This is a genomic window from Pedobacter kyonggii, from assembly GCF_004310665.1.
GTDB lineage: Bacteria > Bacteroidota > Bacteroidia > Sphingobacteriales > Sphingobacteriaceae > Pedobacter > Pedobacter kyonggii.
Genome location: NZ_SIXF01000041.1, coordinates 1 through 13,523, shown reverse-complemented (window position 1 = coordinate 13,523; position 13,523 = coordinate 1). Strand labels below are relative to the sequence as shown.

Below are 13,523 nucleotides of genomic sequence, written 5' to 3'. Positions count from 1 at the left end.
AAGTTCTTTTATGTTTTGGTAAAGCAGGTTTCTGTGTTAATCGGTTAGATCAGTCCTGCTTTCCATTTTATTTCGCTGCGCTCATGCTCACTCCAATCAGGTTTATTTTAATCGGTCTGCCTTTCTATCTTAAACCCGACAGTAGCAGAAATACTTTTTGTAGCTCCTTCGACAAGCTCAGGATGACAATGACAAAAAGATTGTAGCGTATGGCGGGACTATCGAAACCGACCAGCACTGCAACTGCTTTTCAAATCAAAATATTAAAACTATTTTTTGTTAAACCATCTGCTCGCAAAATAGATTACCAGAAAGCCAACAAAAATATATAAACCATTAAGTGCCGCATTCGGATCGTCGGCATAGATGCTAAAGGCCACGAAAGTATAAGCAGCAATAAAAATAATAGGCAATATAGGATATAAAGGAACAGTATAGATGGTTTTTTTATCAAGATGTGCCGTTCTTTTCCGGAGAATGAAAATCGTAGCTGCCGAACTGGCCATGCTAATGCTTTCTAAGAAAATGGTATAGTTTAAAATCTTGTCGAAGGTTTTGGCATAGAAAATAATTACCACAGCAATTAATGTAAAAACGGTTAAGCTAATGGTAATTACCTCTGTTTTTTTGCTCATCCTGCTGAATATTTTTGGCAGCGCGCCTTCTTCGCCCATGGCAAACATGGCCCTTGGGTTACTCAACAGATTTACATTTACATAACCCATTACAGAGAAAAAGATGATTACAGAAAGTGCATTAAATCCTGCCGGACCAAATATTTTAGCCGCCAGTATTGCAGCTATGCTTTCTGCCGATTTTAGTTCTTCAAAACCGATCACCTTTACATACACATAGTTGATGGCCAGATAAAGAATTACAATAATAGTTAAGCCGATAATAATGGAACGTGGAATTACTTTTTTGGCTTCTTTAACCTCACCACCAAAGTTAATCGTCTGCGCGTAACCCGCATAAGAAAAAGAAACCGCAATTAAACAAAGGCCTAAGGCTTTTCCGTAATCAGACCAGGTTGGTAAAGCACCGGTTGCTGTTTTAAAAATCGGGGTAACAGTTTGTGTTTGTCCGCCGAAAAATACAGCGCAGATGAGTGTTAAAATCATTCCGATTTTAATTACCGTTAATACATTTTGCGTTTTAGAACTCGCTTTTAGGCCTAACAGATTAATGAAATAAAACACCAAAATGGTGGTAATGGCTATGGCTACCCGATAGGTTTCATTCTGTTTATCAACAGGTAAAATAATTTTACTCAGGTATTCTGCCCCGATAATCGAAATAGCCGCTACCGATGCCGCACTCGAAATGATTACAATACAATTAATGGCAAAGGCAATGGATGGGTGATAAGCCGCTGAGAATATTTTATAGTATCCGCCCGTTACCGGGAAGCGGGAACCAATTTCGGCATAAGTTAACGCACCACAAAAGGCTACAAAACCACCGATAAACCACGCTAAATAAAACAGTTCTGGAATCTGTGCCTTAGCCGCTACGTTTACAGGCGTACGGAATACACCCATGCCAATAACCAAACTTACCACAATCATGGATAAATCGAATAGCGAAAGTTGCTTCTTTTGTTGCATTAAATAGAATTATGAATATTGGGCTGAAGATAGGGAAATTTGAATGATTGAGTGAGAGAATGATTGAATGAGGGATGTAAGATGGAAAAGAGATGATGAACATAATCAGTTGGCAATTGCCAATTTGCAGTTCTCAAAGGCAATTAACCAGGTAAGCAAATGAACCAATGGCTAATGAAACTAATGAACCACTCGCCATCCATTGTTTACATGTGGAAATTTTCTTTTGCGAGCCTCACAGAATAAATCTATTATTGTATAATAATTCTGTAGAGCGTATTTGAAAATATTTTTATTTCAATCATCAGGGTTATTTCTACAAATTCTTCATCGCTTTGCAAACCAAAAAATGCAGGGTTTTTCATTGAAGAACAGATAAAAACAGTATGGCAGAAGTAATTTATAACGACGATAGTATCCGTTCATTAGATTGGAAAGAGCACATCAGGCTTCGTCCAGGGATGTACATTGGTAAACTTGGCGATGGGTCTGCGCAAGATGACGGTATTTACGTTTTGCTAAAGGAAATTGTAGATAACTCCATCGATGAGTTTGTAATGGGTACCGGAAAAACCATCGAAATTACTGTTTCCGAACAAAAGGTAAATATACGTGATTACGGTCGTGGCATTCCACTGGGCAAGGTAATCGATTGTGTGAGCAAGATCAATACGGGTGGTAAATACGATAGCAATGCTTTCCAGAAATCTGTTGGTTTAAACGGGGTAGGTACTAAGGCTGTAAATGCACTTTCGACTAGTTTTATGGTGCAATCATACCGTGATGGAAAAACGAAAAAAGTAGAATTTTCTAAAGGAGAAATTGTAAATGAGCAGCCAATTATCGATACCACTCAACGCAATGGTACGGCGATTACTTTTTATCCGGATGAAACCATTTTCAGGAACTACCATTACATCCCTGATTTTGTGGAGAGCATGGTTTGGAACTATGTTTTCTTGAACACAGGCTTAACCGTAAATTTTAATAATCAGAAATATTTTTCAGAGAGAGGTCTATACGATCTGCTTTCTAAATTTAATAAGCCAGAAGAAATCCGTTACCCAATTATCCACATGATTGGGCCGGATATCGAAATTGCAATGACCCACGGCCAGCAATACGGCGAAGATTACCACTCATTTGTAAACGGACAGCACACCACACAAGGTGGAACGCACCAGGCTGCTTTTAGGGCAGCTGTAGTGAAAACAGTTAGGGAGTTTTTCAAAAAAGAGTTTGATGCAGCCGATGTTCGTTCATCCATTATTGCAGCAATTTCTGTGCGTGTACAGGAGCCTGTTTTCGAATCGCAGACCAAAACAAAACTAGGTTCGCAGAATATGGGACCAGAAGGGCCATCAGTTGCTACTTTTATTAACGATTTTGTTAAAAAAGAGCTGGATGATTATCTGCATAAAAACCCAGATGTTGCTGATGCCTTGTTGAAAAGAATTATGCAATCGGAGCGTGAGCGTAAAGATATTGCAGGTATCAAGAAGCTGGCAAACGACAGGGCTAAAAAGGCATCGTTGCACAATAAAAAACTGCGCGATTGTAAGGTGCATTTTAATACTACACACGAGAAACGATATGAAACTACCTTGTTTATTACCGAGGGAGATTCGGCATCGGGTTCGATCACAAAATCGCGCGATGTAGATTGTCAGGCGGTGTTTAGTTTAAAAGGTAAGCCGCTTAACTGTTATGAGCTTACCAAGAAAGTGGTTTATGAAAATGAAGAATTTAACCTGCTACAACATGCTTTAAATATCGAAGATGGTTTAGAAGGACTTCATTATAACAATATTGTAATTGCAACAGATGCCGATGTGGATGGTATGCACATCCGTTTGTTGATGATGACCTTTTTTCTTCAGTTTTTTCCTGATCTGGTAAAAGCAGGCCATGTGTATATTTTACAAACGCCGCTTTTCAGGGTTCGGAATAAAAAGGAAACCATTTATTGCTATAGCGATGAAGAACGCAGAAATGCAATCGAAAAATTAGGAAATAAGCCAGAAATTACCCGATTTAAAGGTTTGGGAGAAATTTCTCCTGATGAATTCGGTTTGTTTATCGGGAAAGACATCAGGTTAGACCCCGTTATTTTAAAAGATCAAACGATTAAAAGTTTGCTGGAATATTATATGGGAAAAAATACGCCTGATAGGCAACAGCACATTATCCGTAACCTAAGGGTAGAGAAGGATGAGGTTACTGAGGAGCCTAAAGTGATTACTGAAGAAGTAGCATAGAAAAAGAAAGTCAAGTTTTTAAAAGAACTTGACTTTTTTGTTTAATGCGTTGCGTTGAAAAGATCCTTCGACTCCGCTCAGGGATGACAATCGCGTTCGTGGCCTCCTGCTGAACTTGCTTCAGCATCTATCTTGTTATGCCGTGGTTCGTGTCTTCACGAACCAGCTTTAAATCATCGTTTCGTGAAGACACGAACCGAGGCGGTGGAATTAATTCATTTCAGGGTCTATTTTGCTGGAAAGATGTTGATTGAAAAGATCCTGAAACAAGTTCAGGATGACGACTGTGTTATTCTTTAGGTACATTCACCGTATCTTCCGGGTGTTGTGGCGGCAATACGTCTACCTTTTTCTCTACGATGGTAATTTTTGTAAATACGGCATACTTACTAGGAGAGATTCCATTATCATACTTTTCGGCATAGGCTTGTGTAAATTCAGCGCCGAAGTAGAGTATAATTGACGTATAATAAATCCACAATAAAATAACGATGATCGAGCTGGCTGCACCAAAAGCCGAGCCCGGATTACCTTTTTCGATATAAATTCCGATCAGGTATTTACCTAAACTGAAGAGAACAGCAGTGAATAGCGCCCCGATTATGGCCGATTTCCATCGGATGATCACATCTGGCAATACCTTAAATATAACAGCAAATACGGCGGTAACCGCTGCAAGCGTTATTACATTGTTCAAAATATAAATTAGAATGGTCATTGTATCGTTTGCAACGGGGATTACTTCATCTATCTTACTTTGCGAAAGTAGGTGGCCTAATTTAGAACCCAAACCTACTACTACAGTGTTAACCACTAGTGAAACAAGCAATAGAAAGCCCATCGAAACAATTAATGAGAAAGACAATAATCTGTTAGAAAGCATTTTTATCCAGCCTTTTTTGGGCACAGCCTTTACTTTCCAGATCATGTTGATGCTATCTTGTATCTCAATAAAAATAGCAGTTGAACCAATAATCAATGTACCAATCCCAATGATTAAACCAATGGTAGATTGCCCTGATTTATTGGCATGTTCTACAAAACCCTGGATTTGTGTAGCGGCCTCTTTACCAACCATTTCGGTAACCTGCTCATAAAACTGACCTCTTGTTTTTTCGTTTCTTTCGTCGCCAAAAAATAGGGTAGCAGCGGATAGCATAATAATAATAAGTGGCGTTAGTGAAAAAATAGTGTAGTAAGCAAGTGAGGCACTTAATTTAGTTACCCTATCTTCCATAAAACCTTTTCCGGCCGCAACAAAAAGATGGTAAAGCGCAATAAAGAAATGTTTGATCTTATGGATAACTCTCATAGAAAAATTAAAACGGATATCCTATCCCTATGTTAAAAATTAAATTCTGTTTACGCCAGTCTTTGTTTCCAAAGGCGATATCATCAAACACCCATCTTTGCCCTTCTGGTAAGTATGGTTTACGTACGGGGAAGGCCACATCTAAACGGACTACAAAAATGCTGACATCTACACGTAAACCTGCACCAGTACCCACGGCCAGCTCGTTAAAAGCATTTTTTAGCTTAAATCCAGATCCAAGCCTTGCCGTCTCAGGTTTGCCAGGTTCTCCAAGATCTTCTTTCCTTAGCCAGATATTTCCGGCGTCTACAAACAATGCGCCATAGAGTACGCTCACTATTTTAAAACGTAGTTCTGAGTTGAGCATTAACTTAATATCGCCACCCTGATCGGCAAAAATAGCATCATCTGGAACTTTATAAGTACCCGGGCCCAAAGTTCTGGCCGGAAAAGCCCTGATGTCGTTACTGCCCCCAGCAAAAAACTGCTTAACAAATGGCATTGAGGTAGAGTTACCGTAAGCATAACCATAACCCAAATTTAACCTGTTTGCCCAGATTAAGTTTCTGGTAATTTTATAATAGTCTCTTAAATCGGCTTCTACCCTGATAAACTGCGTTAATGGTTTGTTAAAGATAGATCGTTGGCCATTTTCATCCTTTGGGGTAAATAGGCCCCAAACATTACCTCCGGTTTCTAATCCACCAAAGAAATAGGTGTTATTTCTCCGGCTATCTTCCATCTGGTTGGTATAGGTGAAATTATAGTTACTGCCAATAATAAATTGACTTTCTAGTGTAGTTCTTAATAGTGGATTCTGTTCGTATATGTTTTTTTCTGTGAGTGAATCAGGAAAACTTGTAGAAACATAACTAATGGATATTGGATTGAAATTATGCTCTTTGTACAAGTTTTCTTTAAAGTTGTAGCCATATTGCCCCTTAAATGCATGTAAAGTATATTCAGAACCACGGTTAAGCATCTGGTAAGAAAGCGAGGCAATGGTTTTCGGGATAAAAGCATTCGTGCTGTTCGGTTTATAAAATGGAACAATAAATCTAGGGAAGGTTAGTTTTCCTTCGGCAGTTAATGATAATGAGTTTTTGCCTAGCGAGGTTCCTTTAGTTTGGGTTTCAAAACCACCGCTAACACTCAAATCTAATTGTTCTGCATTTCTAAACAAGTTTCTGGTGGTTTGTGTTACTTTCACTTCCGAACCAACGAAATTGTTCGATTTACTCGTTCCAACAACCGAAAAGGTAAGTGAGTTTTTCTTTAATGGTGTTAAATAAATATTCAGGTCGAGCTGATTGTTTTTGAAACTATCAACTGGTAAAAATTCGGCCCTTACATCCTGGAAAGCACCCACATTTACCATTCGGTTTAACGATTGGTTATGATCTTTACGGTTATAAGGTTCGTCTTTATGAAAGAACACCAAACGATCGAAAAGTTTTGGTTTAAACGTATTCCGGTCATCGTATATATTGAAATCGTTATACTGTAGTGGTTTTAACTTTCTTAATGTGCTATCTCTCCTTAAGGAGTAATTAGGGTATATGTTGATGTTTTTAATGGTATACCGCTTTAATCCAGCATCAGGAGCAATGTCTTTTACTTTAACCGAAACATTAACGAGATTTTTACCTATGGTACTATCCACCTGCATAATTAAATAATCGGGACTGAAATAGAAATAACCATTTTCTTTTAAGTCGTTATCAATCCTGATCCGTTCATTTTTGTAGGTATCGATGTCATAATAATCGCCAACTTTTAACAAGGTTTTATCTTTGTTGGCATTAATAATTTTTGTTAGGACGCCGGTATCAGGAGGAAAATTAATCTTGTTGATTTTATACCGCTGCCCGGTAATTGCAGTATAAATGGCCTTACCTTTTTTCCCTTTTACAACGGTATCGCCGGTAACATTTGCCTGTAAATACCCTTCGCTAATGAGGTAGCTGGATAATACATCATTGTTGTATTTCAACTTTACATCGTTCAATAACACAGGTGCTTCTCCCTGTCTGCGAAGCCAGTTTCTAAAACCTTTTGGTTTTTTAGGTTCGCCGGCAAGATTGTAAATACCCAGTTTAAACTTTATGCCCAAAATAGATTTATTGGGGCGGGGCCTGGTTTTAGCTTCAAGATCGGTTTTAACCTGTTTTTCATTGTCAATTTTTCCTGATGAGTCTGGATTGATTTTTACTTCAGCACCGGTATACAAAATCTGTCCTTGTTTTAACGATTTGGTACTGCTGCAAGCCGCCCAAACTAAACAGGCCAATAAAAATAAAAGAGGTCTAGTTAGTTTTCTCATCTTGTGCTTTCTGTTCAATGTTTCTTATTCTTCTTATTCTTTTCTTTTGAAAAATCTCTCTGAATTTATTGTAATCTACTACCAGGGTAAAGCCCAAGCCAGTTTCGACAATTTGACCTTGTATAATCATATCGTTCTGGTTTCGGCGGTAAGCCCTTAAACGGTACCGTCCATCAGCAGAGAGGGCATATTCTACATTTACGTTTCCGGCAATATTGGTCGATTTTTCTCCCGGTGCCTGTGGTCCTTCTAAAGCAAAAGAGCTCCCTACACTAACGGTTAATCTATCGTTTAGCAGTTTTTTTGATAAGCCAACCTCCAGATCCGTTTTTTGCTGCATAGAACCTGTTGAATAATCTTCAGATGAATTTACGCCGAAGTTAAGGTCAACGCCCTGAATTAAATCGGAAGTTAAATTATTCAATTGCTCGGTTAACAGTTTGCTTACACTCGAACGGGCAAGGGTAGAAACACCACCTCCACCGCCGGCCAAACTTTGGAAAGGATTATTGGCAATGAACCGGTTTAGGGCAAGTAAAGAAAGAACCTGCTTGTTCAACTCACTTTCATCACGGTTTACATTAATTAATTTGGTATAAACCTGGCCATTTAATGCGCCACGCTCATTTTCTGGCAGATCGAGCTTAAATGAAATGGTTGGCTTTAATAATTCCCCTTTTATCATCAAATAAACCTGGAAAGGCAATTTTGTTCTCGCCTCGTAAAGATCTGGCTGGTTTAACAGATCGATAGGAGCTGCGTTAACTTCGTATAATGCCGTAATATTTGCAGTAGCAGAGGTAGGTTCACCTGTCCAGACGATGGTACTGCCTTTAACCAGTTTAAATTCTTTTTTTACAACAGCCAGCGTTAAATTGTATGAACCATCAACTATTTCATAGCGGCCAGTCATGCTGATTTTACCGCTTGGGTCCATCGTTACATTTAAGTCTGCGTCGCCCCTAACTCTTAAATTATCACCGGTAGATGGATCTACAACAACATTCAGTTCTGCCTCTGGATTTACTTTTACAGCCGCTACGAGATTTAAACCTTTAATTGGTGATTTACTGATACTATCAACCTTTAAAGCTTTCTGTCCATTAAAAGGTGGCGCATCGGCATCAATAAACTGCACTATACCTTCCTGATCAATAATCGCCGGATCACTTGACGGCAACGCGAAGAAAAATTTTGTGCCTTTATTCACATTAATGTTCATGTTTACATCAGGCTGGTTTAAATCTCCGCGTACTTTAATATTGCTGGTTAAAAATACCGTCCCGTAAATCATATCATTATCAGCTGCGGTAGAATTGATTGCCCTGAAATTGTTTGTTCGGATATCTAAACCGAAACGGTAATTTTTAAAATCGGTGGTATAAACTTTTCCATTTACGGTTGCCTTCTGATTTAAGGAATCAAGGAGTGTAAAATTGTTAAAGCTGATGCCTTCATCTGTAAACGATATTTTCTCATTCGGCATACGGAAATATGAATTTACATAAGCCACATTAAAGCCTGCATTATTGAAAGTTAAATCGCCCAGTATTTTCGGAGCAGTTAGTGCACCTTTAACTGTTAAAGCGCCTGTTAAGGTGCCAGTACCACGTTTAAGCTGACCTGCTGATAAACTCTCGATGTTTTTCATTTCAATCTTATCGATGTTTACCGTAAGATCTAAAGCGCTTTCTGGTGCAGTATAATAGAAGCCGTTAACCCTTAACTCGTGCACCCCAGTTAAAGCAACATTTACCTCAAAAGCATTTTCGGTATTGTTGTTTACGGCTAAGCGTAAGGTGCCCAGTTGATCTTTTTGATAACGCAACTGATCGATGGTTAAATTTGCCTCAAATTTTGGTGTGCTGGCCAAATCTTTAACATTCGCCGTTCCATTTAAACGGCCACCAACCAAAGTGGTATCGGTTTCTGCAAATTTGGTTAAGGTTTCTAACTGGAAATCTTTAAATTCTACTGCCAATGGCGCATTTGGTTCGGTAGGATTACTATTGATGGAAAGCGATTGACCGCTGTTACTGATCTGGAACTGGTTAACCAATATGCCTGATGCACCAAACTGGATGTAATTATCTTGCGAAACCACCCACTTTTGATAATCGAGCAATAGTTTTTGCGGATCTAAAGTGAATTTGAAATCCTTATTAATCGATTGGAAAGTACCACCAATTACATATTTATTCTTGAGCTGCCTATCGCGCAGGAAGATGTTAACACCTAAATTATTATCCGAAGCATCGCCACTTACTTCTGTATTAAAGAGTGCAATAGCTGGGCTTTGGAGACTTTTAACCGTTAAACTATAAGCCAGTTTACTGTTATCGTTATTGATGTTTAATACGGTGGTATCTACCTTAAAATCGCCATACACTACCTGTGGGAAATTACCTTTAATCTGAAGACTGTCTTTTTGCGTATCGATCAATCCATAAAACTGCGATTGCTTGAATACGGTTAACTCGGGTACAAACTCCTTTAACAATTTCGAATCGTAAACCTGTACAAAAAACCTTAACCTTTGGTCAGGAACTTTAGCAACGGTACCAAAGGCGTAGTATTTATTAATTTCGTTGATAATGGCATCGCCAACTTTGGTGAGCTGGTACTTGCCATCAATTTTTGCCGATAGTATTTCAGATTTTAAGGTCAGCTCGTTTTCTGTCGCAGTTGATTTAGCCCGGATGGAAATCGTATCTACATTGATTTTTTGTTTGTCTTTTACCAATTGTAAGCCCGTAATATCAACCGATCCATTTAAATAATCAGCATCGGCTGTAGCGAGGTCAACTTTAACTATACCGGCTGCACTTAATACCGTCGGACTAAAGTTTAATGCCTGCAGGTTTACCTGCTTTAAGTTTAAATCGGCTTTTACAGCAGGATATTTTCCTGCCAGATTCACTTTAGCATCTAAATTAAAGTTGGCATTGCTATCGGGCATGTTACTCTTGATGCTGATATGCTGATTGCTGTAATTCCCGGCAAGATTTAAATTGCGGTAAGTGTATTTGTTGTAATAAGCGCTAATCACTTTGGCGTTAAACTTTGCATTAATTTTTTTAGGATCGAGTCCTGTGCCTGCCACATTTGCCTTAACAGAAATCCTACCCAGTTTAGGTTGCATTTTTAATAACCTGCCCACATTAAAGTTGTTTAAGTTAATGTCGGCCTTATAACTTTCCTTACCTTTTGGTCCTTTCATACCTGCTACCAAAATCGCACCACCCATATCGGTGTTGATGTTCAGGTTAGTATTGAAATCGGTCATTGAACCCTTAAATGTGCCTTTCGCATCAACTACATTTGGCAATTCGATCGTTGGTGGAAGAGATTTTTTGGGTACTACCACCAAAATATCTCCTTTGGTTAGATGAAACTTTTTGATATTTAAATCGAGATAGGTTTTTTTGATATCAGGTAGACCTTTCGCTTTTCCACTGATATCTATCTGCGTATTTTTTAACCCACTGATCTGCAGTTTTGGGATATTCAGGTTATTCAGATAGCCATTAACATCGGCATTCAGTTTTATTTTTTCGTTGCGGTAATTGGCTGGAACGGCATCGCTGAAGAAGCCAGCATCTTTTAAGCCGATGGTTGTATTTTTAAAAGCCAAATTTAATTTAACACGCTCCGGATGTTTGGTTAAATCCTCCATTGAAGTAAAATTTAGCTCTGTAGCATTTTCGATTGAAGTATTTGGCGTTTTTAAAATAAAATTGCTCAGTTTGATCTGTTTGTCGTTATACACCGCATCGCCTCTCAGCTGATCCAGTACAAAACCACTTTTTTCCTTTAACGATCCATTTTTAACATTGGCTTTTATGCCGGCGGCGCTATAACTTACATCACTGGCGCCTAAGTTGAGCTGGTTAATTTTAAGGTGATTAAAGTCCATGCCTTTAGTGACAGGTTTTGCCCCAAGATTATCAAACTGTACATTGTTATCGGCCAAACTGATGTTTTTAATAATTAAACCCAAAGGTGATTTTTCAGGAACCACAGTATCCTTAACTTTCTTTAAATCGTTACTCGGTACAGGTTTAAAAGCAAAAAGAATATTCGATTTGTTTAAATGTGCATCATCAACCGAATATTTACTGTTGGTTAAATCTACTTTCAGGTTTACCAGGCCCAGATCGTTTACATCAGCAACGGCTTTGGTGGTGGATAGCTGATCGTCGTAATTTACCTTTACCTTACTAAAAATGAAGTTCTGCACTTCTATTAATGGCAGTTTGCCCTGTTCTTTCTCGCTGCTATCAACACTGTTTGTAATGTGCTGCACCAGGTGCACTAGCGGTTTTTGCTGCAGATAACGTAAAGAAGTATTCACTAAACTTAATTCTTTAATTACATAGTGCTGATTGGCCAAATCGAAATCTTTGATTTTGGTTTTAAACGCACCCAAATATAATTTTACATCATTACCCGCAACATCATCGCGATAGTTGATGCCTATATCTTCAAATGAAACTTTATCGACAGAAAATTTAAGGGTAGAGGTGGTATCTTTTTTTACTTTTTCTTCTGGTTTTTTCTGATCGTTTGCAAAGGCATCAACCAGGAATGAAAAATTAAATGTTGTATCGGGAGTGATGCGCTTCACATTGGCGCGTACATTTTTTAGTTCAATATTATTGATCTCGACGGTGTTTTTTAACAGTTTGAATAAGCTGATATCAACCGCAAGTTTTTCAGCATATAATAAGGTATCGCCTTTACGGTCTTCGATGTAAAATTTGTTCAAAACCACGTCTTTTGGCAGTGCAATTTTAATGCTTTCTAAACTTACCTCTGTTTTGGTTTTGTTTTTAAGGTAGTTTATGGCTTTGTTTTTAACAAAATTCTGAACTGCCGGAATATTTAAAGATAGCGCCAAACCAACAACCAGAATGATGATGGAAGCAATTACCCACAATAAAATTTTTAGACTTTTACGTACGTATTTATTCAAAGCTAAGTGTGTTTGGTGTTTGATAAATGCCAAAAGCATGCCATTAAAATTAATTTTAAGGCATGTTTTACTAAATAATACAAAAAATAACTTAAATTGTTCGCCCGCTATAAAAATTTAATATTGGCGGTTTCTTAATTAGTTACAAATGAATTCAATAAATCTAAATATAACTTTTGAACAATACGAAAGTATTACAGAATTAACATTGGCAGATAGAACGCTTTGCGAACTTGCAGCAAAGGCTTTAAATACTTCATATTCTCCTTATTCTAAATTTAGGGTTGGTACAGCAATCCGTTTGGCCTCTGGAGAAACGATATTAGGAAGTAACCAGGAAAATTTGGCCTATCCATCAGGACTTTGTGCAGAGCGTGTTGCCCTTTTTACCATTGGCGCTACCTATCCAAACGCAGTTATTGAAAGCATGGCCATTACTGCCCAAACTGATAATTTTGAGATTTTAAAACCCGTTACCTCTTGCGGAGGTTGTTTGCAGGTGATGGCAGAGTTTGAACGCAAGCAAAATACGCCGATTGAGGTGGTTTTTTACTGTTTGAATGGAGAAGTATTAAAAGTGCCCAGTGTAAAGAGTTTACTGCCTTTTGCTTTTGTAGAGGATCGGTTGGAGCGATAGGCGGGGAGGCATCTCTCGACAGGTCGCCATTGCGAGAAGGCTTTTTCAGCCGACGAAGCAATCTTAATGCGGTCGCTATAACCCATAGTTGTAAGATTGCTTTCCCGAAAAATCGCATTAGCGTCAAGTTAATGATATTGACAAAGGTTGAAAAGTCTGTGATTATTATTTAAAAAGGAAAAAGCAACTTGTAGTTCTAAACACATTTGACAATGTCTACAAGCCGCTTTTTCAACTCTAAAATAAAAAAAAGATTTGATATTTTTTTTAATGGATCAACCATTGATACTATAGCTCGGAGCAGTGGTTTTCTTCAGCGCAGTGCAAAGAAGATTTCTCCGATGGATTTTGTTATGGGCTTTGTGTTAAGCTGTTCTCAAATGCAAAACACATTCAGTCAATGGGCTTTCC

Annotated in this window: 7 protein-coding genes; 3 read left to right on the top strand and 4 right to left on the bottom strand. The window is 38.3% G+C overall.

The annotated features are described in order from the left end of the window. Nucleotides 1-269: 269 nt before the first annotated feature. Nucleotides 270-1,607 (bottom strand): APC family permease, encoded by a 1,338-nt coding sequence (locus tag EYS08_RS23540; protein ID WP_131032389.1) that lies wholly within the window; start codon nt 1,605-1,607, stop codon nt 270-272. Between the two features lie 386 nt (nt 1,608-1,993). Between EYS08_RS23540 and EYS08_RS23535 the strand changes: the two genes are divergently transcribed. Beyond that, on the top strand, nt 1,994-3,865 hold the full coding sequence (locus EYS08_RS23535) for a DNA topoisomerase IV subunit B (RefSeq protein WP_131032388.1): 1,872 nt from the start codon (nt 1,994-1,996) through the stop codon (nt 3,863-3,865). 289 nt (nt 3,866-4,154) lie between these two features. Here the strand turns inward: EYS08_RS23535 and EYS08_RS23530 are convergent, their stop codons facing one another. The 3 genes from EYS08_RS23530 to EYS08_RS23520 are packed head-to-tail and all read right to left on the bottom strand — an operon-like array spanning nt 4,155 to nt 12,514. Beyond that, nucleotides 4,155-5,177: a YihY/virulence factor BrkB family protein gene (locus EYS08_RS23530; protein ID WP_131032387.1), complete on the bottom strand. Its 1,023-nt coding sequence runs from the start codon at nt 5,175-5,177 to the stop codon at nt 4,155-4,157. A gap of 7 nt (nt 5,178-5,184) precedes the next feature. Further along, a complete protein-coding gene (gene tamL / locus EYS08_RS23525) occupies nt 5,185-7,500 on the bottom strand; it encodes a translocation and assembly module lipoprotein TamL (RefSeq protein ID WP_131032386.1) in 2,316 nt (771 codons plus the stop codon). Beyond that, nucleotides 7,484-12,514 (bottom strand): translocation/assembly module TamB domain-containing protein, encoded by a 5,031-nt coding sequence (locus EYS08_RS23520; protein WP_244216034.1) that lies wholly within the window; start codon nt 12,512-12,514, stop codon nt 7,484-7,486. The genes tamL and EYS08_RS23520 overlap by 17 nt, the downstream gene beginning before the upstream one ends. Nucleotides 12,515-12,623: 109 nt before the next feature. Here EYS08_RS23520 and EYS08_RS23515 point away from each other — a divergent pair, with 109 nt between their 5' ends. After that, a complete protein-coding gene (locus EYS08_RS23515) occupies nt 12,624-13,112 on the top strand; it encodes a cytidine deaminase (RefSeq protein WP_131032385.1) in 489 nt (162 codons plus the stop codon). Between the two features lie 212 nt (nt 13,113-13,324). Next, a partial coding sequence (locus EYS08_RS26205) for a hypothetical protein (RefSeq protein WP_208745855.1) occupies nt 13,325-13,523 on the top strand: 199 nt, incomplete at its 3' end.